This is a genomic window from uncultured Brachyspira sp. (assembly GCF_934747485.1).
Classification (GTDB): domain Bacteria; phylum Spirochaetota; class Brachyspiria; order Brachyspirales; family Brachyspiraceae; genus Brachyspira.
On the sequence record NZ_CAKVGN010000002.1, the window covers coordinates 31601 to 58257 of the forward strand.

Sequence of the window (26657 nt, forward strand, 5' to 3'; positions counted from 1 at the left end):
TTTTGCTTTATATATTATTATATATTATTATTAGTATATAATAATAAGAAAACAATAATTGGAAAGTTATTATGCAAAAGACTATATTAGATATTATTATGAATCGCTCAAGCTACAGAGGAAAATATAAAAATATAAAGGTTCCAAAAGAAGATTTAATAAAAATAATGGAGGCAGGACTTGCTGCACCTTCTGGATGCAACAAACAAACTGTATCATTAATAGCTGTTGATGATGAAAAATTATTATCTGAAATAAAACAGTTAATAAATCCGCCAATTTGTGAAACGGCACCGGCATTAATATGCGTATTAAGTCAGAAAATATATGCATACAGAGATAGATGTTATAGTGTTCAAGATTATGCTGCTGCTATTGAAAATATGCTTTTAGCTATTAAGGCATTAGGTTATGAAAGCTGTTGGTATGAGGGGCATATTACTGATGACGATGATATAGCTTCAAAAATTGCATCAAAAATTAATATTGATAAAGGATATAAATTAGTTTGTATATTGCCTGTAGGATATGCAAATGAAGAAGTAAAATTAAATACTGATAAAAAGCCTTTTAATGAAAGAGCTTGGTTCAATAGTTTTGATAAATTATAATATTTTTGTAATATTGTTACAGCAATAAATTTTATTAAAAACTCATTGCTGTAATCTTTTATATTTTAGTTAAATTATTTTTTTATTGAACTCTTCCAAGTCAATAATCGCTTTTAATATCATTTTTTTATCTACTTTGTACGGACTTATATTTAAATCTTTACTCTCAATGGCTATATCCAATGCCATATTAAGCTCTTCATCATCTAAACTTGGTTTATTTATACCTATATCTTTTAAGCAGGTTGGAAGAGAAATAGATTTATTAAAATTAAAAATACTTTCTCTTGCCTCATATTGTTTATCCATAGTTAGCAGCAGCAATACTCCATATGACACTAATTCACCATGAAGCAATTTTTCTCTTATCCTTTTTATTTTGGTCAGTCCGCTATACATACTATGTGCTAAAGATATATGGTAATCATCTTTTGCCATTACTGATGTTAATCCTGTAGTATATATTATATGCAGTATTATTCTTTTTAAAGTATCTGTTGTTTTTTTATTTTTAAAATCGTTTATAGCTTCTGAATAATGTTTTAACATATCATTAGAACAATTTTTTATTATTTCAATACCTAAGAAATTTCTATAATTTAAACTTTCATTTCTTGTAGAAAATAATGCTTCATATTGTTTAGAAATTGCATTTCCTATACCAGCTATAAAATAATTTTCAGGAGAGTTTAATATAATATCAGTATTTATAAATGTATGCAAAGGAGGTCTTTTTTCACTAAACATTTTTTTAAAACTTCCATCATTATTATGAACAACTGAAATGCCAGTTACGGCAGCACAGTTTGAAGCTAATGTAGGAAATGTAAATATAGGTTTATTTATAGTATGTGCTAAAACTTTTGAAGTGTCTAATGCTCTTCCTCCTCCTACTGCAAATATCATATCAGCTTCTACTACTGCTTGTTTATTTTTAAGCAAATCAATATTTTCAAAAGTTGATTTCTCTCCATAATGAAATATTCCTGTTATGGTTATGTCTTTTATATTATTTAATATTGACTCTATAGATGCCTGAATAGATTTTGTACCCGATATAATAACAGCTTTTTTTCCATAGTTAGAACATATATCATATATATCTTTATAAGCATTACTTCCTATACTAAAATTTGGCAGAAATAATTTTTCTAAACTCATTTTTTTATCCTTTATTATTATAAAATTATAAATAAATCATTTTTCTAAGAGATAAACAAGAATAACCAATAAATTAACTTGTAAGTTATCTTTAGTTTATCTCTTCATAACAATTTTACTCTTTTGTTCTTGCAGCCATTATATTAGCAACTATTGAACCTGATATACAATGCCATACACTTCCTATAGCACCGGATACTGCTGCAAGTGCCATATAAGCAAAATGGGTTGAAGCAAGTGATGAGGCTAATCCCGCATTTTGCATACCTACTTCTATAGATATAGTTTTACATTTAGCATTATTGAATTTGCATACCTTACCTAAGAAATATCCAAGCATATAACCTAAAGTATTATGTATTATTATCACTATTACTACTAAATGACCAACCTGCATAAGTCTTTGAGAGTTTGCTGATACTACAGCAGCTACTATTGCAACAACTGCCACTACCGATATTAAAGGAAGCACATCTTTGAAATGTTCAACAAATTTGTGAAAGAATTTATTTATAACAAATCCCAACACTATAGGAGCTATTACAACTTGAAGTATTGATATAAACATGCTCACAGCATTAACATCTATTTTCTCGCCAGCATAAAGTAAAGTAAGAAGAGGAGTTGCAAGCGGAGCAAGTATTGTTGATACAGAAGTCATACCTACAGACAAAGGCACATCTCCTTTAGCTAAATAGGTTATAACGTTAGAAGATATTCCTCCCGGACAAGTACCTACAAGTATTACCCCTATTGCAAGTTCTGGAGGAAGTCTGAAGGCTAAAGAAAGTAAGAATGCAAGTAAAGGCATTATAGTGAATTGTGCTATTGCTCCTATGGCTATATCTTTTGGTCTTGTGAATAACACTTTAAAATCTTCTATTTTTAATGTTATACCCATACAGAACATTGCTGTCATAAGAAGATAGTTAACATAAGTTGTTTTTATGAAGCTTACAGATTTTGGGAAAAATAAAGCTAATGCTGCTACAACCAATACTATAACTGACATATATTTGCCGAAGAAATTACTTATTTGTTTTAATGTTTTCATTTTAATATCCTTTTTTATTATTTTATTAGTTTTTGTTTTATTGTTTTATATTAGATTTGTTTCAAAACTTATTAATATTGATTAGTAAAAAAATTAAATTTTTATATAAATAATATTTGATATATATTAGTATTAAAAAATGCAGTCCTTTTGCTTCTTTGGGTCACCAAAAGAAGTGGGGTGCGGGGCAAAGCCCCGTTATAAAATTTAAATACTATAATTATTACCAATATCTTTATATGAAACAAGTACATTTTTTAAAAATTAATTTCTAATAATCATATTTCGCTCCTTTAAAAAAATTTTTATTTAAAATAAATTTAGTCTAAGCTTATATCAGCTATAAACTAAACAATTTTTATCCTGGCTTAAAAGATAGATATTCAAGCAGTCTGTAATTTTTTATAATGACTTTTAGGTTTAATAGTGCTTATATTAGATGTTATAGGCTTAAATACCCATAACACCAATTTGTTTTTAATTATTTTAATACAGCACCAGTATTAGCAGACTGAACAAGTTTTCTATATCTTCCAAGCCAGCCTCTAATTTCCTCTAAAGGTTTAATAGGAATCTCTTTTCTTCTTTTTTCCATTTCTTCATCAGAGATTTCTAAATTGATTTTATGATTAGGAATGTCTATGCTTATTATGTCATTTTCTTTTATGAAAGCTATTTCACCTCCGCTTGCAGCTTCCGGTGAAACGTGTCCTATAGAAGCACCTCTTGAAGCACCAGAAAATCTTCCGTCAGTTATTAATGCAACATCTTTGTCAAGTTTCATACCAGCAAGTGCAGAAGTAGGGTTTAACATCTCACGCATACCTGGTCCGCCCTTAGGTCCTTCATATCTTATAACTACAACATCGCCTTTGTTTATTTTACCTGCATATATAGCAGCTATTGCTGATTCTTCACTGTCAAACACCCTTGCAGGTCCTTTATGTACAAGCATCTCATCAGCAACAGCAGAACGCTTAACAACACAGCCGTCTTTTGCTATATTTCCCCAAAGTATTGCTATACCACCTGTTTTACTGTAAGGGTTTTCTATATTTCTTAAAACATTATTATTTTTATTAACAGCATCTTTTATGTTTTCAGCTATTGTTTTACCTGTAGCAGTGAGAAGAGAAGTATTTATAAATCCGCCTTTATCAAGCTCTTTCATTACAGCAGGTATTCCTCCGGCTTTATATAAATCTTCTATATAGTTATGCCCTGCAGGTGCTAAGTGGCAGAGATTAGGAGTGCGGTCGCTTACCTCATTTATTATTTTTAAATCTAATTCTATTCCTGCCTCATTAGCTATAGCAAGTAAGTGAAGTACACTATTTGTAGAACAGCCTAATGCCATATCAACTGCAAGTGCATTTTTGAAAGATTCTTCAGTTATTATATCTAATGGTTTTATGTCTTTTTTTAATAATTCCATAACCTGCATACCAGCTTTTTTAGCAAGCAAAGTTCTTGCAGAATAAACAGCAGGTATTGTTCCGTTTCCCGGAAGTGCTATACCTAAAGCCTCAGAAAGACAATTCATGCTATTAGCAGTATACATACCAGCACAAGAACCGCAGCTTGGGCATGTATGCTGAGCATATTCTTCTAATTCTGCATCATTTATAAGATTAGCCTTTTTTGCTCCAACAGCTTCAAATATATTTGATAAACTAACTTTACTGTCTCCATGTTCTCCCGGAAGCATAGCTCCTCCGCTTATAACTATTCCAGGTATATTCATTCTCAAAAGTCCCATTATCATACCCGGAACTATTTTGTCGCAGTTAGGAACAAGCACAACTCCGTCTAATCCATGTGCTATAACCATACTCTCAACAGAATCAGCTATTAATTCCCTTGAAGGAAGTGAATATTTCATTCCCAAATGCCCCATAGCTATTCCGTCACATACACCTATTGCAGGTATAAGTATAGGAGTTCCTCCCCCTATTAAAACACCAGCCTTAACAGCCTGAGAGAGTTTATCAAGATGTATATGTCCGGGTACAATTTCACTATATGCAGAAATAATTCCAATCAGAGGTCTTTTTAATTCTTCATCAGTATAACCCATAGAGTAGAATAATGATCTGTTCGGTGCTCTTTCATCACCCTTTAATACTCTGTCGCTTCTTAAAGAACTATTTTCTCTGAAACTCATAATTATTTCTCCATCTAATAAAATTGTTTTTAAAAAATATACGTATACATTCTATTAGTAGAATGATAAAAAATCAAGTGGTTTTTTATATTTTATTTGCAAAAAAGTAAATTACATATTTTTATAATTATTATATTTTTTATAATAGGAAATACTTGCAAAAAATGTTAGATTAATCTAAAATAATATTAATAATTTCTAACAAAAGGAGGCTATTATGCCTATAATCAAAGAAGAAACCGTAAAATTGTTAAATGACCATCTAAACGAGGAGCATTATTCAGCAAATCTTTATTTCAACATGGCTGGTTGGTGCGAGAAACAAGGATTAAAAGGATGCAGCAGCTTCCTATATAATCACTCAGCAGAAGAGCATACACATTTAGAGAAGTTTAGAGAGTATATCAACAAAGCTGGAGGGCAAGCTATAATGGGAGAGATGAAAGCCCCTGAATGTAATTTTAATTCTGTTGCAGAGTTGTTTGAAAAAGTAATTAAGCATGAAGAGTATATTACTAATTGTATTAACAAATTAGTTGGTAAGGCAATGGACGATAAAGATTATGTTACATTAAAGTTTTTGGAATGGTTTGTTGAGGAACAGCTTGAGGAAGAGGAATTATTTAATGACATTATTAAAAGAATAAAGATTTTAGGTAATTTGGAGGGCAGAAATCTGCATACTTTTGATAAGTTCGTAGGGAATTTAGATAAAGAAGAACATAATTCATAAAATATATTTATAATTTTATAAGTGTTGAGAGCGGTTGTTGTTAAAAAATAATAGCTGCTCTTTTTTTAAAATCAAAAATACATTTATTAAATAAAAATAATTATTGGTTATTGCAAAAAAAATTATTTATTATATCATAAACATATGTCAAAAGATATTGCTGTACTTTATAAAAGTAAATATGGTTCTTCCAAAACATATTCTAAATGGATTTCAGATAAATTGCATGCTGATATATTTGAAATTGGGCATGTTTCTTTAAATACTTTAAATGATTATAAGAAAATAATATTTGTAAGTGCATTATATGCTGGTAAATTATCTGCTATTAAAACTATTAGAAAGCTTTATAATAGTTTACATAATAATAAAAAAATATATTGTGTTGTTATAGGTATAGGCGACCCTAATGACAAAGATATATATAATGCTTCATTAGATAAGAATTTTAAACCTAATGAAAAAGAAAATATAAAGTTTTATTTTTTAAGAGGATGCATAGACTTTGATAAATTAAAAATTCACCACGCTTTAATGATGCATATGTTAAAAACTATAATATCAAGCAAAGCAGTAAAAACAGAAGATGAAGAGATGCTTTTAAAAAACTACGGCAAAAAAATAGACTTTCTCAATAAAACTTCAATAGAAAATATAGTATCCGATATAAAAAAAGAACAATAATTTATATAAAAAATAAACTTTTTTGCTTATGTTTTTATTCCATAATTAATTTTATTAACTATATAATCTAAAAAATACCATACTAAAAATATAATGCCATTTTTTAATTCATATTAAATTAATATTATTTTGTTTTTTATATTTAATAAATTAATCTTTTATACCAATATAAAAATTACAAGTTGTTTTACTTTGTATTTAATTAAAACCGTAAAATATAACAATAAACAATATAATAAAATCAAAATTATTCACATAAAACAACAAAATAATTATTGTTTTTAAGTAAAAATATCAAAACATCATAATATTTTACACTACATTTTATACAAATAATAAAAAAACTATGAAAAATCACTAAAAAAAGCATTCTATATACGCATTTTTATAAAAAAACGCTTGTATTTTTATAATTTTATATTATTATTTGTATATAAGCAAAATAATTAAAAACGCTTATAAAGATTCTTTTTATAAGGAGATAAAAAATGGAAAATAACAATAAATATGATATAGTAATTATAGGTTCTGGTTTAGGAGGATTAACTTCAGGTGCCTATTTAGCAAAACAAGGAAAGAAAGTATTAGTTTTAGAAAGTCATAATATAGTAGGCGGTTGTGCTACAGTATATAAAAGAAAAAATGTTAAGTTTGAAGTTGGGCTTCATGAGATGGATATGGCTAAGAAAAACAGAGATATGAAGCATGTAATATTTAAAAAGCTTGGACTTTATGACAGAATCAATTTAGTAAAACTTCCTCAAACTTGGAGAATAAAAACAGAAGATACTGATTTAGTGATACCAGAGGGTTATGAGAATGTTATAGACACTTTAGAAAAAGAGTTCCCAGAAGAAAAGCAAGGCATAAGAAAATATTTCGCCGGACTTTCAAGAATGATGTATATGATAAGAAGAGTACCTTACGATTTGAAATTTTTTGATTTCTTCTTCTACCCTATAACAACATTCCCTATGAACTTGTATCATTTATTTACGCAAAAGAAATTAGGTAATGTATTAGATTCTATAATAAAAAGTGATAAATTAAAAAGAATATTAAACATCAATATCACTTATTATCATGATAACCCATATGAGTTTAGCTGGTATTATCATGCTTGTGCTCAGGGAGCTTATTATAATTCTGCTTATTTTATTAAAGGAGGAAGTCAGAACCTATCAAATGCTTTAGCGGATATAATAAGAGAGAATGGCGGAGAGGTAAGAGTTTCTTCTGAGGTAAAAAAGATAAATGTAAAAGGCAATATTGCTGAGGGAGTAACTTATTTTGATAAGAGAGCAAAAGAGGAAGTAACAGTTTATGGCGATTATATAATAGCAAATGCTGCTCCTAAAGTGGTTTATGATGAATTACTTCCAAAAGGATATGAAGACAAAAGAATAAACAAACTTAAAAACTCTGTATCATTATACACAGTTTACATAATATTTAAGAAAAAGTTTTCAGAGCTATACCCTAATAATGCATACTCTACGTTTATAAGTACAGAGAAAACATTGAACACTACATTCAAAGAAGATGCTAAAGGACAAAAAGATATACCAGTAGCCGACAGAAACTTTGTATTTGTAGATTATTCGGCAATAGACAGCGGGCTTGTGGAAGAAGGAGATGAGCGTTCATTTGCTGTACTAACAGGTCCTTCATTCTTAGATGAGTGGAAAGATTTAAGCGATGAGGAATATAAAGCTAAAAAGAAAGAGTTAGCAGAAAAATTGATAGAGAGAGCAGAGAAGCATTACCCTGGATTTAGAGAAAATATTGAATATTATGAAGTAGCAACACCAAAAACAATAAAGAGATATATTAAAACTCCAGACGGTACTGCTTATGGTTTTGCTCAAGATGGATATTTGAAAAAAAGCCGCAGTGTGAGGGTTTCTCCTACTGTTAAAAATCTTCATTTTGCTAGTGCTTGGGGTTTCCCTGGCGGCGGATTTACTGGTGCTTTATTAAGTGGATATTTGGCAGCAAGAAACATATTGTTCCCTATAAAGGCTTATGTGGCTTTAAGATTACTCATTTGTATAGTATTCGGCACAGCACTTGGAACAATACATCATTGGCTACCTGCGATAATTAATCTTTTTAAGTAATATAAATCTCAAATAAATATCTTGTTGGTATTAAAATAATACCAGCAAGATAATAAAGAACAAACTAAAAAACAAATTTAAGGAGAGAAAAAATGAAAATAATAATAAAAGTATTAGCTTTTACTATGTTGTTTAATATAATAGCTTTGGCACAAAACTCAGATGATATAGTTGGTTTATGGTATAGTCATGCTGATGCTAAAAATAGAATTGCCGTTATAGAGATATTCAAAGAAAATAATAAATATTACGCTTATTCATTTGCTTATACTAATTCTAATGATGTTGTATATGATGTTAATAATCCAAAGAAAGAATTAAAAAATTTACCATTAAAAGGATTAGTATATTTATATGATTTAGAGTTTAAAAATGGCGAATGGAAAAATGGTAAAATATACAATCCAGAGCAAGGAAAAGTGTATAATGCTAAAATAGATTTATCTAGTAATAAACAAGAGATAAAATTAAAAGCTAGTGTAGATGGTGCGGGGCTTTTTGGAAAAACACTTACTTGGAGAAAAGTACCTGCTAATGAAGTTTCTAAATATACGCCATTAAACAAAAATGAGTTAAGAAGGTTAAACTAAGTATTACGAAAAAATATATTTTTATAGGTGATAAGGAGAGTTTTATGAAAAAATTATTAATCATTATGCTTAGTTTAATTATAAGTTTGCCGTTAATAGCACAAGACAATGCAAAGCCTCAAAGAGATTTAACAGATACTTCTGATGAGGGCTGGTATTTTTCCAATCACTTTTTAGGGAGATGGAATCACTTTGGGGCATTGTATCAAGGTCAGGTGTTTTATAAAAAAGCTTTATTTAGAGAAAGAAACAATTTCTTCTTTGCTGATTCTTACCTAATCGCCGGCATAGAACAAGAGTTCAGCAGCTTTTCAAGAACATCAGCTTATGTTGAGTTTCAGCCTCTAATAGCATTAAAGTTCTTATTTAAGTTTACATATGAGGCAGGTTTAGCAGATCCTGGAAGACCTACTTTGGTGGATAGTAATACAAAAGAGTTTAATCATGCACTTCCGCCTTTTACAGGTCTTAATCCAATGACTAAAAAACCTCAGTATGTAGGAGGAAATACAATATATTTTCAAATGGCTCCTACACTTACAATGGGTGGACCAGCAGGACCTGGTTTAATAGCTTTAATATACACACCATATATAAGCTATATAAGAGCATTTGGAGTTGATAAAGATAATTTTGTATATTTGCCTAGAGAGGCTATAGTTGTAAAGGCTGAAGATTGGTACTTTAATCATGATATAAAATTAGGCTATAGTATGAGAGAATGGGGTATGGCTTTTGCTATTAATACCACAATAGAGCATATGATTTCAAGTAAAGATTTGTTTAGAGTTGGCCTCTTTGCCGCTTACAGCTATAAGAAGCCTATAGAAAAAGTTCCAAGTCTTACCCCTTTTGTTAATGTAAAATTAGGTACTTGGCTTGTAGAAAAACATATACAATATAAGTTTGCCATTCAAATGGATATAGGGCTTGAATGGAAGTTCTTATAATAATAATTTAGACAACACGAAGAATATATAAAAATACTTTTTGGGCTTGTAAAAAATATATTTTTACAGGCCTATCTTAATTTTATTATAATATCTACTCTTCTATTTTTTTGTCTTCCATTTGGATTATCATTTGAAGCTATGGGCTCTTTATCTCCGAAACCTCTATAAGATAATTTATCATGGTCAAGTTTTGGCAAAATATAATCTGCTACAGTTTTTGCTCTTTTTTCTGATAGGGCTTGATTGTAATTTGCTTCTCCTGTATTGTCAGTATGTCCTTCAACTATGATTTCTCTGTCTGGATAGGTTTCTTTAATTGCATTTATAATACTGTCAACAGTGCTTTTAGCATCTTCTCTAAGCGTGTAAGAATCTGTATCAAATAAAATCTCTCCAAGCCTAATTACTAATCCTTCAAGAACAGTATCAACTACAACATCATCATTAAGATTATCTTCTAATTTTTTTCTATTTAGTTCATTTTCTTCTTCTGTAATTGTGCTGTAAATTTTATAAGTGCTTATAATATTCATCTTGTACTGCAAGCTAAGATAAGATAAATTTTTACCATATCCAAATAATATCTGATATCTCTCACTTTGTGATACAGGTATATTTTTATTCATATCCCATAAAAAACTTCCATAATTAAAACCATATATTCTCTCAGGATATCCATTTCTGGAAAGCCCAGCCTGAAGTAAATCTTTATCAGTCATAATATGATATTGTATAACAGCAAGAGGCTCATTATTTTCATTTGTTTCAACATTGGCAAATAAATAATCAGCAGACAATGCCATATTAAGATTAGGAGCATTATTAACTTTTATTATCTCCATAGATTCACTATTCCAAGAATATGTAAGAGGTATTTCTTTATTTGGAAAAGTAGGAATATGCCTTACATTCGGCATAAAATAATTATAAGGCACTTCAAATTTACCATTAGTGTGTATTATAAAATCGCTTGAATATTCTTCTTCTAAATGAAAAACACTATTTCCGTCATAGAGTCTAAAAATTTTGAATATACCGCTTACTCTATATCCGCCTTTAGGAGCTATTGCTATAACTGTTAAATCTACAATGTTTCTTTCTTTATAAGTTTTTTTTAGTAAACCATTCTCATAATATTCTACGTCAGCAGTTTTTACAGATTCTATCCTCTCTCCCACTTTGAGATTCCAAAAGAATTTATGCGATATTGTTTGAGTATAAGAAATATTAAAAATAAATATTGTTAAAATTAATATAAATTTTATCTTACTCATATTAACCTTTATTTTTCATTCTCTTCTTCTCTTCTTTCATTTTTTGTTTTTTAGCTCTTTGCTCTAATTTTAACTTTAATTTATCCAAAGCCTTAGATTCTTTCTTAATATCTTCTTCAGTTTTTTCAGTCTTAAATGAAATAACAGATTTATATAATTGCAAGAATATATATTGCAATTCTTTAATTCTCTTATCCATAGTCTCCATACTTGCACTGCTCGCATTAGACAACTCACTTACATTTTCTATAGAATTAACAAGTCTTTTAATATCATTTTCAGTAGCATTAACAACATTAACTACATCTTCAGCTAATTTATCAACGCTTGTTATGTTCTGTCCAACAGTAGAACTCATCTGCATCTGTTTTATAGATAATTCCTGAATATACTCAGTAATGCTATTTAAGTTTGAAATATTGGATAATATATCCCTTCTTCCAATATCAAGTTCATCATTAGCATTAGATATATTAGCAATTAAGTCAGCAATAGTATTAGAACCCTCAAGTATTTTCTCCATAGATTCAGAACTCTTAAATGCTAAAGATACAGTATGGTCAATAGCTTGTGTAGTCTCTTCAATAATGTCATCAATTATTTTAGAGTTTTCATCGGTATCTTCAGCCAATTTTCTAATTTTATCAGCAACAACTGTAAAACCTCTACCATGTTCACCAGCATGAGCAGCCTCGATAGCAGCGTTCATTGCAAGTAGGTTAGTTTGTTCTGCTATGTTATGAATAACCTGTGTGATGTTTGTAATCTGTTTTGAATATTCTTTAATACTTTGGATAGACTCTGTAACAGATTCACCTATATTACTTCCATCTTGTGCTTCTGTGTATAATACTTTAGCATAGTTGTTAGCTTTATTTGCTCCTTGGCTCACTGTAACAATGTTTGCTATCATTTGCTGAACTGATGTACTTGTTTTTGATATTGCTTCAGATTGTGATTTTATTTTTTCTGTTATGTCATTAATATTGTCTAATAATAATTGTATAGTTTCATTAACAGAATTAAACTTAGTTCTTTGCATGAAACTCACTCTTGCCGCATTAGAAGAAGATTCTGATATTTTTGAGGAGTTTTCAAATTCTCTTTCGAACTCTTTGTATATAGTATTAAAATCACTAATACTCATACTAATAGAAGCTCTCATGTTTTGTATGTTTCCAGTCATAGTATAAGCATTGTTTTTAATAGTTACAATGATGTTTTGCATTTTATCCAAGAACTTATTGAACGAATATACCAATTCTCCTGTTTCATTATTGTTAACTATAGGAAGTCTTATTGTTAAATCACCTGAACCTTCACTGAGTGATTCAGATACGTTTTTAGCGGCAACTAAAGTTCTTCTTAAATTATATATTAATAATATTATAGATATTGAGAATATTAATAGTCCTGCATATATGAATAAGTTTGCTATAGATAATACTTCCCTAAAAGCAATATCTGTTTGATATGCAGGCTTATAACTCCAACTATTTATTACATATATATCATTAAATATTTGATATTTTACAAATAATAAATTCAATGCTTCATCATAAAATATTTTAGCATCTGTAATACTGTTTATTTTACTGTTATTTTGCTCATCTCTAATTTTAAGCGAACTAGTAACGTTTCCTAATATATTTTGCATATTTTGAAGTTCATTAGGATTATTAAAAGCATTAATATTATATTCTCTATCTGTAATAAATATATTTAAATTATCTTTATAAATATTATTATTTAATAAGTCTTCATATATTGAAGTTTTTAATTCTAATAAAATAAAACCTATATTATTATTATTATAAATAATAGGATTATAAACAAAAAAAGTATCATTATATTTTATAATATTAACATAATAATTAGTTTCACTAGTTAATAGATTTAATTTATTTCTCTGTATATTAGGCGTATAATTAGTATATACTCTAGTAACACTATTATCTTTATAACCGAAATCCACATATAAGTTTCTTGCAGTAGTATCATCTATATTCATACCAATATTATCTAAATTAGAGAAATATATAGCAAAAGAAATAATATCAGGATCATTTATATATTGTTTTTTTATATAATTATTGATGATATTAATATTTTCATTAAAGTTATTATTATTTCTTGGATAATTATTTATATAATATGAGAGAGCAGTAGCAGCATTAATATATTTATCTATTCTTCTCGAGAACTCATTTACAAAATCATTAGCATATTCTCTTTTCAATGAAGCATTAGAAACACTGTAATGATAAGACTCAGCCCTATAATGCATACCATTAACTAATGTGATTATAAATATAACTACAGATATCAATATAGGACCTAAACTATATCCCATAGGCAAATAATATTCTTTAGAGCCAGTTTTTCTATATAAAGGTCCAACTAAGAAGTTAAAAGAAATAGAAGCAAGCCCCATAGAGAAAGTTATAAGGAATATTACCATTATGAGTCTTATATTAAGTATCTCAAATAATGTTATACTTCCTTCTATTAAGTAAATTGTATATGATACTATAGCAACTAATACAACAGCAAAGCCCGTCTTTATGACATACAGCCTTCCAAGCATAACAGCACTTTTTCTCTCTGCCTTTATACAATCAAGAAATAAACTTATAGAAGTTGCTAATGCTATTAATACAATAAATAAATATATGTATCCTCTTAAAGAACTTCCCAACTGATATATAGTTCTTAATAGTATAGAGTATAATTCAACTGATATAACAGCAACTATTAAGAAATGTATTGGTATATAGAACTTTAATTTATTTTTTCTAGAAATTTCTTTTTTGTTTAATAGCATACAATCAACCTAAAGTATTATTATTGTTTTAATTATCGGTAAGGCTGTATTAATATTTAAGCATTTATAGTTTTGGCTTTAGCAATAGCTTCTTCTATAGACCCAACTAATCTAAAAGCTTGATCTGGCAAGTCATCATAATCGCCATTACAAATTCCTTTAAAACTTCTAATAGTATCTTCTAATTTAACATATCTTCCTTGAAGACCTGTAAATTGTTCTGCCACAAAGAAAGGCTGACTTAAAAACTGTTCTATTTTTCTAGCACGTGATACAATTAATTTATCATCTTCAGAAAGCTCATCAGCACCCAATATCGCAATAATATCTTGTAAATCTTTATATCTTTGAAGTATATGCTGAACTTTTCTAGCTACTTCATAATGTTCTTTACCTAATACTATAGGGTCTAATATTCTGCTTGTTGAAGCAAGAGGGTCTACTGCCGGATAAATACCTTTTTCACTTACTTCTCTTGATAATACAGTTGTAGCATCGAGGTGAGTGAAAGCTGTAGCAGGTGCAGGGTCTGTTAAGTCATCTGCAGGTACATACACCGCCTGTATTGAAGTAATAGAACCATGCTTAGTAGAAGTTATTCTCTCTTGTAAAGCTCCCATTTCTGTGGCAAGTGTAGGCTGATAACCTACTGCTGAAGGCATACGGCCAAGCAATGCAGAAACTTCACTTCCAGCCTGAGTAAATCTAAATATATTATCTATAAATAAAAGCACATCTAAATTAGCAGAATCCCTAAAATATTCAGCCATAGTAAGAGCAGTTAATGCTACTCTAAGTCTTGCACCGGGAGGCTCATTCATCTGACCATAAACAAGACAAGTTTTATTAATAACTCCAGACTCTTTCATCTCAGACCATAAGTCATTACCTTCTCTTGTTCTCTCACCTACACCAGCAAATACAGAATAACCTCCATGCTCGCTTGCAATATTGTGTATTAATTCCATTATAAGAACTGTCTTACCAACTCCAGCTCCACCAAAAAGACCTGTTTTACCGCCTTTAATATATGGAGCAAGCAAATCTATTACCTTAATACCTGTTTCAAAAATTTCAAGCTTAGGCTCCAAATTTTCAAACTTAGGCGGAGCAGCATGTATAGACCTATGCTCCTTTGCTGTTATAGGCTCTCCTTTGTCTACTGTTTGACCTAATACATTAAATATTCTGCCTATAGTTTCATTACCTACAGGAACCATTATATGATTGCCTGTATCTATTATATCATCTCCTCTTGATATACCATCAGTAGATTCTAAAGCTATAGCCCTTACTCTTCCGCTTCCTAAATGTTGCTGAACTTCACAGACTATATGTCTTTTTATTCCTTCTACTTCTTTATCTATATAAAGAGCATTTAATATAGCAGGAAGATGTCCTTCTTCAAATTCGGCATCTAATGTTGAGCCTACTACTTGAATTACTTTACCTTTTTTACCTTCTATCATAAATTTTTCCTTATAAAAATATTAAAAAATATTGTTGTATATTTTATATCTATTGAAAACTTATTCAAGTACTTTTATCATTTCTTTATGAATTTTTTTATTACTTGCAATATATTGTTTTTTAGAAAAAATATTATATTCTTTCATATTAATATTAGTTACCATACCGCCAGCCTGCTTCAAAATTACAGTACCCGCACATATATCCCAAGGCGATAATCCGTATTCAAAAAAGCCGTCAGCAATACCCTCTGCTACCATACATATATCTAATGCCGCAGAACCATCTCTTCTAACCGCTAAACTCCTCTTAACCATATTAGCAAAATCTATCATTCTATTATTTAAAAAATCATCATCAGTGCTGGTATTATAATAAAAACCAGTTATTATTAAAGAATCTATTAATTTGCTGTTGCTGCTCACATTGATTACTTTTTTATTTTTATATGCTTTTGATTTTATATGTGCCTTATATACTGTATCTGTTATAGGGTTATAAACAACTCCTAATACAGGAATATCTTTATATGCCAAACCAATAGATACACAGTAAAATGGATAGCCATGTATAAAGTTTGTAGTGCCGTCTATAGGGTCTACTATCCAATTAAAATCTTTATCATCATCTGTTTGTCCAGATTCTTCGCCGTAAAAGCCAAATTTTGGATATTTTTTAGCTAAATACTCTCTTATAGTTTTTTCATTCTTTATATCTATTTCTGTAAATAAATCTGTTTTCCCCTTATGAGATACTTTCTTTGGAGAAGAAAAAAACTTAAGAGAATATTTGCCCGCCTTAACTGCAATATATTCAGCATCTTTTATACATTTATTCAAACTAGATTTTGGTATTTTGTTTATTTTTGCTTCTATTTCTTTTTTCTCTCTTATTTCTTCTTTTTTTTCATCACTTAATTTTTTAAATATAGGCATAATTAGATACTCCTTAAAAAATTATATTATCTATTAGTCCTAGTCTCTCTAAATAATAATGCAGAAGGATTATCCTTTAATTTCTCACTAAATATTCTCATATTATCAATAATAGCAGCTACATTTGTCTGCATATTTGTATCTTTCATAATGATTCCTGCTGTGCCTTTACCATTTTCTACATCATTAATTATGCTGGATAAATCTCTTGTTATAGAGTTAATATGTACTAAACTTTCATTAAAATTCGAAATTACATCTGTAATAGTTTTCTCATTAGTACCTATAATCTCAGTTATACTAATAATAGTCTTTGACAAATTAGTTAATATTCCAGAAAATTGCTCAAAGTTTAAATCTTTACCAATATCTCCTATAGAACCCAATGTACTTTCCAAACTAAAAGGCTCTACACCTTGTACAACAGTTTCTGGCTCTATAGATTTAAGCCCGGAAGTTGTAATTGTCGGCGGAGTAGCCATGATGTATTTTTCACCAAGACCTAAACCTACTGTTTGTATAGTAAATCTTGTTCCCTCTGGTAATATCACTTTTCTATCTGTAATAAATAAAGTTACTCTTATAGTTCCATCTGGATTAATACTAATATCTTCTATAAAACCAATATTAATACCGCCGCCTCTATATGATACTTTACCATTTACAAGCAAATCGCCAATAAATACATAGTCTACGTATATTCTATATCCATTTCCCTTTAATTTAAACTTACCAAATACAGTAATAGCTCCAATTAGCAACACTAAAGTAACTATAAAAAATATTCCTAATTTTACTTTGTTTTTCATAAAACTTCCTTATAACTTAATCTTTTGGTCTGATACTTTCTATATCTTCACCTTTTTTTGCTATACTGCTCATAAAAAAGAATTTCAAATGAGGGTTTTCTATTTCTTTTAAATGATCAGGATCCCCCCCTTCTATAATCTGACCTTTATGCAGCATAACAACTCTATCAGCCATTCTAAACACACTAGTCATATCATGCGTAATAACTATACTTGTAACATTAAGTATATTTTGCATTTTTACTATTAAATCATCTATTACCCTAGACATAACAGGGTCTAGTCCTGTAGTAGGCTCATCATACAATAATATTTCAGGGTCCATTGCAATAGCTCTCGCTAATCCCACACGTTTTTTCATTCCGCCTGATAATTCTGAAGGCATTTTTTTTTCTATATTAGGCATGCCAACCATATCTAATACTTCAGCTACTTTTATCTTTATTCTGCTTTCAGGCATGTCTTTTTTTATTCTTCTAAGTCCAAAACTTACATTCTCATAAACATTTAAAGAGTCAAATAAAGCAGCACCCTGAAAAACCATAGCAAACTTTTTTCTAACCTCAGTAAGCTCATTATCTGATATCTGATTTATGTCATTCCCATCTATTATAATACTTCCAGAATCAGGCTGTAATAGTCCTATTAAGTGCTTTATAAGAACGCTTTTACCGCAGCCGGAATTACCTATAACCGCCAATGTTTCGCCCCTATTAACTATGAGATTAACACCATTTAAAACTTTCTGACTGCCAAAGCTCTTATGTACATCTTTTAATTCTATTATATTCATAAAACTACAATTTTCCTTAAACCGTCACTCTTAATAATTTTATACCTTTTTCAGTATTAATGCTATATTCTCCAAGATATGCAGGCAAAAGAACAGTCTTTCCAGCTTCTAATTCAACAGTGTTTTCGTCGCTTGCTATCGTTCCGCTTCCTTCCATTACCAATATTATTTCAAATGTTTTATTATTTGTTTTAGAAGTATATTTATCTTTTATAACATATTCTTCTGTTGTAAAATATTCATTTGAAAATATATTATTGATTTCTATATTATCTTTCTTTATTATACTTTCTTTTTTTGATTTTAATTGAAAAGCATCTATATCTTTAATAACATTAAAAGAGTCTTCTATATGAAGTTCTCTTGAGTTGCCATTTTTATCTACCCTATTCCAATCATAAAGTCTATATGTAACATCACTCGGAGTTTGTATTTCTGCTATTAAACTATTACCCATTATAGCATGTATACAGCCATTAGGTATATAAAAGGCATCTCCTTTTTTTACATCAAAATAATTAAACATATCCTCTATGTTCTTTTTATTTTCTATAGCCTCTTTCAATTTATTTTTATCAACACCTTCTTTTAACCCCACTAAAAGCTTAGCATTCTCATCTGCTTCCATGATATACCACATTTCATTTTTGCCATGCTTATCATGTTTTTTGTTAGCATATTCTTCATCTGGGTGAACTTGTATTGATAATTTATCTCTTGCATCTATAAATTTTATTAGTAGAGGAAAATATTCTTGATTTTTACAATTATTTCCTAAAAGTTTTTCTCCAAGCTCCTCTATGATAAATGATATAGTTTTATCTTTAAACTCACCGTTTGCGATGATATTTTTATCATTTTTTAAATCGCATATCTCCCAGCTCTCACCGATATTTTTATCTTTATCAAAAGGTTTAGAATAAGACTTAACCAGTGTATTGCCGCCCCAAATGGACTCTTTACCTATTTCTTTAAATTCAAATATATACATAGTTACATTATATAAAATAAAAAAAATAATTCAATACAATAAAATTTAATTATTTAAATACCGCACGCTAAACTAAACAATAAATTATGAATATCTTTTTATACACACTTTTATTTATAAACAGTGATTGTTTAACCGTGCGTTGAATAAAATTTCAAATTTAATAAAAGCTTGGGTGGGAGTGCTTTTTTTATTAATCTACAAATGATAATTAAAATTAGAAATTTAAAATAAAACAATGAAAAATAAAGGGTGGGGTATGTTATAAAAATTTTAAAGGAGTATTAACTTAAAAAAATTATAACTTTATAATAATAAAGTAAAATATTTATTGAAAAATTCTTTTAGTGGATTCAAAAAATCATTATAAATATCCCAAATTTCTTTATTTGTATAATCCCTTTCTTCTTCTTTTATTCTATTTTTATCATATCCCTTTATACTATCTAAATATGCATATATTTTTGATTTATCTATAGGAACATTAATATTTTCTAATAACTTTATGCATTCTATATAATTATCAAAACAATTAATTATCTCTTTTCTAACTGCAATGTTTATAAGCAAATCTTCTAAACTTCCACTATCTTTATTATTTGGAAATAAAAAGATATCTTTATCATCTAAATGATAATTTTTTAAATTAGTTTTAATATTATCAATGGACTTATTTATATCATTATCTGCATCAAATATTACTATTAATTTATAATTATCATCTATATATTTTTTTATATTTATAATTTTAGTTTCATTAAAACTATTACCATTATTTATTTCTATTTTAATGTTTTCATTAATGTTTTTATAATTATATTCTATATAATCTTCTATAAACTTTTTATCAGCTTTTCCTTCAACTAATATTAAATATTTTTGATTCATAATTAGTACCTTATATCAGAATCATTTTCAAGTAATTCTTTTACACTATCTATATCATAATTATAAGATTGAAAACCTTTATTCTCTGTATTTACTATATTTATAACATTTACAGTATCTTTCATATCTCCAAATTCGTCATTAACTATTTCAGATAAAAATTTTAATACTTCGTAGCTATGAGTTGTAAAGAACATTTGAATATCATTGTTTTTACTTAGATTTAATATGCTTCTTAATAAATGTTTTATAGTTTTATGATGAAGTCCATTTTCTATTTCATCAACTAAAATAGTATCATATTTATTAGCAACTATAGGCAGAATTATAGATAAATATTTTTTTAATCCATCACCCATTATATTTGATAATACTAATTCATCTATACCTTCAATATTAAAATATATGTCATTTTTAAGTATATTAATTGCTTTTATATTTTTATTAAAAAAAGAAATCATTTCTATTAATTGCTTTTCATTTTTATTTTTTAAAATTTCTATTAAATAATTTGTTAAATTATTATATTCTACCGCAGAAGACAAATACACACCTTTTATATTATGATTATATTTTAATAGTTCTCTTTCTATTGAATTTATATTTTCTAAAGAATATTTATAATTTTTTTTATCTTCTGTAGTAGAAAAAGTATATTCCAGTGATACTATTCCATTTAAAAATAAATTATCTTTTTTAATTATAGGCGATATAATCAAATTATAGTTTTTATTTGTGTCTAATGTATAGTTTAAATTTATATTATTTTTACAATCAAAGTTATGAAATAAGTTTTTTAATTCTTCTGGGTCTTCTTTTATTCTTCTTATTGCATTTATATAATAAGCTGTATTTAAATCAAGAATAGATATCATTAAATTTATGGCTTCAAGTACAGTTGTCTTTCCACAATTATTTTTACCAACTAAAAAATTGATTTTTTTTATATTATCTATTTTTAAATTATCAAAACCTCTAAAATTTTCTATACATAGGTCTTTAATCATAATAAAAATCCATAAACTTTAAATTAATTCTATATAAATCTCGGAGTTTTTAAGAGAAAAATACAGCTCCATTTAATAACTATAAAATTGCAGATTTATAAGTTTAATTTAACCATAACATATTAATAGTAACCTGTAATTATGCCTTAATTAAAACTTTGCCGTCTTTCGCATATAACTTATTAGTAAATACATCATTAATATTTTCCAAATCAACAATATCAGTTATAATTTCTGATACATCTATAATACCTCTTGCCAATAAATCGGCAGCCCTCTCAAAAGCATAAGGATTAACAAAAGAAGTTTTTATTGTAAGCTCTTTTTGAAACATCTCAAAAGGTTTTATTTTTACTTCATCATCAGGAGCAGTAAGCCCAAATAACATTATCTCAGCACCCTTACCTGCATATTTAATAGAATACTCAGCAGTCTGCACCTTGCCGGCACAATCTATAACCTTGTCAATATTAAATATATTATTATTTTTTAATATCTCTTCAGTATTATCATTGACAGGGTCTATTACAATGTTGGCACCATATTTTTTTGCTCTTTCTCTTCTTTTTTCAAACGGTTCTACAGCAATTATATTAACCGCCCCTTTATATTTTAAAAGCTGAACCATCATAAGACCAATATTTCCAGCACCAACAACCATCACAGTATCACCTTGCTGAATATTCATTAAATCTATACCATGTAAACAGCATGAAATAGGCTCAACCATAGCAGCACTTTCATAAGAAACATTATCAGCTATTTTGAATACTAAATTCTCTTTAACTGTAACATATTCAGCAAATCCTCCGTCTAATGATACCCCAACAGCTGTCATATTATTGCATAAATGCTTTTTTGCATTGTTGCAATAATAGCAATTATTGCAATAGTCGTTTGGGTCAACAGCAACCTTATCTCCAACTTTAACTTTAGTAACATTCTTCCCAACCTTCTCTACACAGCCAGAAAGCTCATGCCCCAATATCCTAGGAGGCTTAACATCAGTACAGCCTTTCTCTCCTTCATATATATGTACATCAGTTCCGCAAACCCCAGAGTATTTAACTTTTATTAAAACTTCATTGTCTTTAGGCTCTTTTATATTTACGTCTTCTACAACGATTTTTTGTTTTTCATAAAATACAGCAGCTTTCATTTTAAATCTCCTATAAAAAAATAATTAAAATAATTTAATTGTATATATAGTAATTATATTAAAATTATTGTCAAGAAAATAAAAGCATAAATGTTTTTTAATATAATTAGAAAAAAGAATAAAAAATTGACAAACTTTAAAATTTTTACTATATGTAATTTTAAACAGTTGATTTTTAGAGTTAAAAGGTATATAAATATAATATAAATATATTTTAAAAGAGATTATTATTTATGAATGTATTTATGATTTCAAGTGAAGCCTATCCATTTTCAAAAACTGGAGGCTTGGGAGATATTGCCGGAAATCTTCCGCATGCTTTAAAACAAGTAAATGTTAATAGTTCTTTAATCATACCGCTTTATAAAGACAATTATAAATTAATCAATAATAATTTATACACCACATTCAATATAAAACTTGGCTCAGAAACAATAAAAACAGAAATCATTAAACATAAATATAATAATATAGATGTTTATTTTGTAAAGAATGATTTTTTATTTAAAAGAGACGGCATATATTCAGAAAACTCTAAAGATTATGAAGACAATGCAAAAAGATTTATAGCTTTTACTAAGAGTGCTATAGAATTATTAATTTATTTACACAAAAAAGAAAATATTAAATTAGACATAGTTCATTTACATGATTGGCAAAGTGCATTGGCGGCCATTTATATAAAAGAAATATACAACACTGAAGAAGCTTTTAAAAACACCAAAGTAGTATTTACTATTCATAACTTAGCCTATCAGGGTAATTTTAATACAGATATATATTCACTTCTAAATATCTCTTGGAAATACTTCATACCAAGCAGAATAGAGTTTTATGGATATGTGAGCTTTATAAAGGCAGGCATTATACTTTCGGACATAGTAACAACAGTAAGCCCAAATTATGCCAAAGAGATACAAACAGAAGAGTTTGGATGCGGATTAAATAATTTACTTTTAAACAAAAATGAACAAGGTAAATTATTCGGCGTGTTAAACGGTATGCATGACACTCAATGGAATCCAAAAACAGATAAATATATAAAACATAATTATGATATAAATACAAAAGAAAAAAAGAAATTAATAAGAAATGCTTTATATAAAGAATTAAAAATAAAAGAAAAAAATTATCCATTAGTTACAATGATATCAAGATTTGACCCTCAAAAGGGGCTTGATTTAATATATTCATCTTTCTTTGAACTTTCTACCTATGATGCTAATTTTATATTTTTGTTTAGCAGTAATAATTATTTTAAAGATTTTGAAAATGATTTTGTAGCGAGAGTTAAGAGAGCAAAAAATATAAGAGTATTATTTTTATTTGATGAAGCATTAGCACATAAGCTAACAGCAGCAAGCGACATATATTTAATGCCAAGCAGATTTGAGCCCTGCGGTCTTAATCAAATATACAGCATGAAATATGGAAGCCTTCCAATAGTGCATTCTGTAGGAGGTCTTAAAGATACAGTTATAAATTACAACGGAGCTAAAACAATAAAAAAAGCAACAGGTTTTTCATTTAATGAATATTCTCAAAAGTCATTTGTTGAGGCTATGGACTTAGCTTTTGATTTATATTATAATAATAAAAATCATTTCGATAATCTTGTAGATAATGCTATGAAAAAAGATTATTCGCTTTTAAAAACTGCTTTAGAATATAAAAAACTTTATAATAAAGTTTTAAAAAATAAATAAAAAAATCATTTAGGAGGGGTTTATGCCAAAAGATCCAAGCTTTGATATAGTTTCAGTAGTAGATATGCAGGTTATGGACGATTGTGTTAATGTTGCTGTAAAAGAAATAAGCAATAGATTCGATTTTAAAGGGCAAAATATCACAATAGAATTAAACAAAGGTGAAAAAACTGTAACCATAACAGCACCTGCAGAGTTTGTACTTAATCAAGTAAAAGATATTTTATTTCAGAAGTTTATTAAAAGAGGCTTAAATCAAAAAAGTTTAAGAGAAAAGAAAAAAGAGAAAGCAAGCGGCGATGCTGTAAGAGAGATAAATGAAATAGTTAATGGTATAGATAAAGATTTAGCTAAAGAAATAGTAAAAGATATAAAAGACATGAAATTAAAAGTTCAAGCAAGCATACAAGATGAGCAAGTAAGAGTATCCGGTGCTAAAAAAGATGATTTACAAGCTGTAATTACTATGCTAAAAGGAAAAGATTATCCTATACCTTTGCAATTTGTAAACTTTAGATAATAATAATTTCATAATCGTTAAAACAAAAAAGGCTTTATTATTTAATAATAATAATAGAGCCTTTTTTATTTAAGCAAGCTAAAATATTATAGCATGCTATCAACCATAGCTTTAATGTTTTCAATAGTAGCTTCTTCTTTAGTTACTTCTTTTACTTTAGCACCGTCTTTATAGATGGCAATAGTAGGAAGACCTAAAATCTTTTCACGAATAGCTAATCTTCTTGCTTTAGAAGTATTAAAAGAATAGAAAGGTACTTTACCTTCATATTGTTTAGCTAATTCATGAACATGAGGCATTAATGCTTTACAAGGTTCACAAGTATCGCCGAAATAATCAACTAGGCATAATTCTTTTGAATTAATAACCTTCTCATCAAAAGTATCTTTATCTAATTCTACCATAATAAAACTCCTATTATTAATATATTTTTATACGATTAATTATACAAAAAATATAGCCATAGTCAAGAGAAGATACAATTTATTATTAATATATAATAAGATAAATAGCTATTTTTTAATTATTGTTTAATTGTTTTTTTATTTATTTAAAAATTACATATTATTTATATATTAATTTGATATATACTAAAAAGTTAAAGATATATTATAAAAACTAAAAATATTATTACAGAATACTAACTTAATATAATAATTATTTATTTACAGGTATTCTTAAAAAGATTTCCGAGCCTATAGAAAGCACATTGCTGTCAAGTTTATTCCAAGCCTTAATCTCAGCAACATCAACTTTAAACTTCCTTGCTATAATCCAAAGAGTATCTCCTGCTCTTATATGATACATTATGTCTTTATATTCATAATCAGGAGGAGGCAAAGATTCAAAATATACAAACTTACCTTCTCTTATTCTCTCTTGCTCTTCCTCATATTGAGCCAAATCCACCTGCTTAGCATTGTCTAGTCCCTGAATAGGAATCATTACCTGTTGACCTATATTTAAATTTCTTGATTTTAATTTGTTTATCTCAACAATAGCCTGCATAGGCACATTATAAAATCTAGATAAATGCGAAAGTGTTTCATTCATTTTTACTTCATGTCTTCTAAATGTCACTCTCTCTGAAGCGGGAATCTTACCGAAAGTATCATAAAATAATTGCTCTTTTCCTTCAGGTATTCTTAAAGGATAACGCACCATACCAGGAGGAGTTACACCTCTTGACAAATGCGGATTAAGTGCCTTTAAATCTTCTGTTTCAGCATCTATCATATCTGCTATTATAGATAAATCAGCTGCATCATCAACATAAACCAAATCACCCTCTGGAAAAACTACTTTTGGCTTGTTAATCTTAAATCCAAACTTCTCTGGGTTTTTCGCTATAATAACAGAGGCTACATATTTAGGTATATACTCTTCAGTTTCTTTAGGAAGCACTTTAGCCTTAAGCAAATCATAAAAATTATTGCTTTTAACTTGCTTAATAGCCCTAGATATTCTTCCCCCTCCTGCATTATATGCTATTAACGCAATAACCCAAGATTTAAAATTTTCATCAAGCCTCATCAAATGCTCAGCAGCCGCCTTTGTAGAACGTTCTGGGTCAAACCTGTCATCAGACCAATAATTAACTTTTAAATTATATATAGCACCAGTCATAGGCATAAACTGCCAAAGCCCTGCAGCACCGGCATGCGAAACAGCCTGAGGATAAAAACTGCTCTCTATTATAGGTAAATAAGCTAAATCTTCAGGAACTCCTTTTTCAGCAAATACTTGTTTTATGTAAGGCAAATATATCTGTGCCCTGTCAATAATCTTTTGCATATGAGGACGCCAGCTTCCCTGATACTTGTCTAAATAGTAAGAAACTCTCTCTGTACGAAAATCATCAACATTAAATCCCCTAAGCTCTACTACTTTAATATCGCTTCCAAGTGCTTCACCATAAACCGTAAGCTCATAAAGATTAACGCCGTCTAAACCCTTTCGTAAATATAAATCAAAAGTATCGCAGGAGTTAACAAAAAAAATTAAAACTATCAAAAATATAGCTAATATGCTTTTTCTTTTTAAGACTTTTATTTTCATGATTATTAATGAATATATTTAACATTTTTTTTTAATATTTGCAAGTATGTAATTATCTTTTAAACTTTATACTAAAGCAATCGTAATAGTTGACAATTTTTACAATTAAAAATATTATATAGCCTATAACTTACACAGGTATGGAGATAAAAT

The 26657-nt window shown here is 28.2% G+C and carries 23 protein-coding genes; 8 read left to right on the forward strand and 15 right to left on the reverse strand.

The window, feature by feature from the left end; genetic code table 11:
* Positions 1-71 precede the first annotated feature (71 nt).
* On the forward strand, positions 72-611 hold the full coding sequence (locus tag Q0H31_RS00710) for a nitroreductase family protein (protein ID WP_295295014.1): 540 nt from the start codon (positions 72-74) through the stop codon (positions 609-611).
* A gap of 69 nt (positions 612-680) precedes the next feature.
* Here the strand turns inward: Q0H31_RS00710 and Q0H31_RS00715 are convergent, their stop codons facing one another.
* The 3 genes from Q0H31_RS00715 to ilvD all read right to left on the reverse strand — a co-directional run bounded on the left by Q0H31_RS00715 (position 681) and on the right by ilvD (position 4990).
* The gene (locus Q0H31_RS00715) at positions 681-1772 is read right to left on the reverse strand and encodes an iron-containing alcohol dehydrogenase family protein (protein ID WP_295295016.1); all 1092 of its coding nucleotides are present in this window, start codon (positions 1770-1772) and stop codon (positions 681-683) included.
* A gap of 115 nt (positions 1773-1887) precedes the next feature.
* Positions 1888-2826: a bile acid:sodium symporter family protein gene (locus Q0H31_RS00720; protein WP_295295018.1), complete on the reverse strand. Its 939-nt coding sequence runs from the start codon at positions 2824-2826 to the stop codon at positions 1888-1890.
* A gap of 481 nt (positions 2827-3307) precedes the next feature.
* Positions 3308-4990, reverse strand: a complete 1683-nt coding sequence (ilvD, locus tag Q0H31_RS00725; protein WP_295295019.1) for a dihydroxy-acid dehydratase — start codon at positions 4988-4990, stop codon at positions 3308-3310.
* Positions 4991-5207: 217 nt separating this feature from the next.
* Between ilvD and Q0H31_RS00730 the strand changes: the two genes are divergently transcribed.
* From Q0H31_RS00730 to Q0H31_RS00750, 5 genes are all read left to right on the forward strand, one after another.
* Positions 5208-5723, forward strand: coding sequence for a ferritin (locus tag Q0H31_RS00730; protein WP_295295020.1), 516 nt, complete (start codon positions 5208-5210; stop codon positions 5721-5723).
* 144 nt (positions 5724-5867) lie between these two features.
* A complete protein-coding gene (locus Q0H31_RS00735; protein WP_295295022.1) occupies positions 5868-6407 on the forward strand; it encodes a flavodoxin domain-containing protein in 540 nt (179 codons plus the stop codon).
* 488 nt (positions 6408-6895) lie between these two features.
* Positions 6896-8527 carry an NAD(P)/FAD-dependent oxidoreductase gene (locus Q0H31_RS00740; protein ID WP_295295023.1) on the forward strand — a complete coding sequence of 544 codons (1632 nt, stop codon included), beginning with the start codon at positions 6896-6898 and terminating at the stop codon, positions 8525-8527.
* 92 nt (positions 8528-8619) lie between these two features.
* Positions 8620-9117, forward strand: a complete 498-nt coding sequence (locus tag Q0H31_RS00745) for a DUF2147 domain-containing protein (protein ID WP_295295025.1) — start codon at positions 8620-8622, stop codon at positions 9115-9117.
* A 44-nt stretch (positions 9118-9161) separates the two neighbouring features.
* Complete coding sequence (locus tag Q0H31_RS00750; RefSeq protein WP_295295027.1) at positions 9162-10067, forward strand: hypothetical protein; 906 nt, start codon at positions 9162-9164, stop codon at positions 10065-10067.
* Positions 10068-10138: 71 nt separating this feature from the next.
* Here the strand turns inward: Q0H31_RS00750 and Q0H31_RS00755 are convergent, their stop codons facing one another.
* The 10 genes from Q0H31_RS00755 to Q0H31_RS00800 all read right to left on the reverse strand — a co-directional run bounded on the left by Q0H31_RS00755 (position 10139) and on the right by Q0H31_RS00800 (position 22220).
* Positions 10139-11344, reverse strand: coding sequence for an OmpA family protein (locus Q0H31_RS00755; protein WP_295295029.1), 1206 nt, complete (start codon positions 11342-11344; stop codon positions 10139-10141).
* Between the two features lies 1 nt (position 11345).
* Complete coding sequence (locus Q0H31_RS00760) at positions 11346-14168, reverse strand: methyl-accepting chemotaxis protein (protein WP_295295030.1); 2823 nt, start codon at positions 14166-14168, stop codon at positions 11346-11348.
* A gap of 56 nt (positions 14169-14224) precedes the next feature.
* Positions 14225-15637 carry a F0F1 ATP synthase subunit beta gene (gene atpD, locus Q0H31_RS00765; protein WP_295295031.1) on the reverse strand — a complete coding sequence of 471 codons (1413 nt, stop codon included), beginning with the start codon at positions 15635-15637 and terminating at the stop codon, positions 14225-14227.
* Between the two features lie 60 nt (positions 15638-15697).
* The gene (locus tag Q0H31_RS00770; protein ID WP_295295033.1) at positions 15698-16573 is read right to left on the reverse strand and encodes an inositol monophosphatase; all 876 of its coding nucleotides are present in this window, start codon (positions 16571-16573) and stop codon (positions 15698-15700) included.
* Positions 16574-16599: 26 nt separating this feature from the next.
* Entirely contained in the window at positions 16600-17382 is a 783-nt protein-coding gene (locus Q0H31_RS00775) for an MlaD family protein (protein ID WP_295295035.1), read from the reverse strand.
* Between the two features lie 16 nt (positions 17383-17398).
* The gene (locus Q0H31_RS00780; RefSeq protein ID WP_295295037.1) at positions 17399-18175 is read right to left on the reverse strand and encodes an ABC transporter ATP-binding protein; all 777 of its coding nucleotides are present in this window, start codon (positions 18173-18175) and stop codon (positions 17399-17401) included.
* A gap of 16 nt (positions 18176-18191) precedes the next feature.
* Entirely contained in the window at positions 18192-19166 is a 975-nt protein-coding gene (locus tag Q0H31_RS00785; protein ID WP_295295038.1) for a type I phosphomannose isomerase catalytic subunit, read from the reverse strand.
* A gap of 306 nt (positions 19167-19472) precedes the next feature.
* Positions 19473-20054: a DUF3226 domain-containing protein gene (locus Q0H31_RS00790; RefSeq protein WP_295295039.1), complete on the reverse strand. Its 582-nt coding sequence runs from the start codon at positions 20052-20054 to the stop codon at positions 19473-19475.
* Positions 20055-20056: 2 nt separating this feature from the next.
* The gene (locus Q0H31_RS00795) at positions 20057-21061 is read right to left on the reverse strand and encodes an AAA family ATPase (RefSeq protein ID WP_295295041.1); all 1005 of its coding nucleotides are present in this window, start codon (positions 21059-21061) and stop codon (positions 20057-20059) included.
* 139 nt (positions 21062-21200) lie between these two features.
* Positions 21201-22220 (reverse strand): zinc-dependent alcohol dehydrogenase family protein, encoded by a 1020-nt coding sequence (locus tag Q0H31_RS00800; RefSeq protein WP_295295043.1) that lies wholly within the window; start codon positions 22218-22220, stop codon positions 21201-21203.
* A 233-nt stretch (positions 22221-22453) separates the two neighbouring features.
* Here Q0H31_RS00800 and Q0H31_RS00805 point away from each other — a divergent pair, with 233 nt between their 5' ends.
* On the forward strand, positions 22454-23926 hold the full coding sequence (locus Q0H31_RS00805) for a glycogen synthase (protein ID WP_295295044.1): 1473 nt from the start codon (positions 22454-22456) through the stop codon (positions 23924-23926).
* 22 nt (positions 23927-23948) lie between these two features.
* Positions 23949-24446: a YajQ family cyclic di-GMP-binding protein gene (locus tag Q0H31_RS00810; RefSeq protein WP_013243475.1), complete on the forward strand. Its 498-nt coding sequence runs from the start codon at positions 23949-23951 to the stop codon at positions 24444-24446.
* Positions 24447-24532: 86 nt separating this feature from the next.
* On the opposite strand, the gene Q0H31_RS00815 is transcribed toward Q0H31_RS00810, so the two are convergent.
* Both Q0H31_RS00815 and Q0H31_RS00820 read right to left on the reverse strand, forming a co-directional pair.
* On the reverse strand, positions 24533-24850 hold the full coding sequence (locus Q0H31_RS00815; RefSeq protein WP_013243476.1) for a co-chaperone YbbN: 318 nt from the start codon (positions 24848-24850) through the stop codon (positions 24533-24535).
* 253 nt (positions 24851-25103) lie between these two features.
* A complete protein-coding gene (locus Q0H31_RS00820; protein ID WP_295295049.1) occupies positions 25104-26504 on the reverse strand; it encodes a lytic transglycosylase domain-containing protein in 1401 nt (466 codons plus the stop codon).
* Positions 26505-26657: the final 153 nt, after the last annotated feature.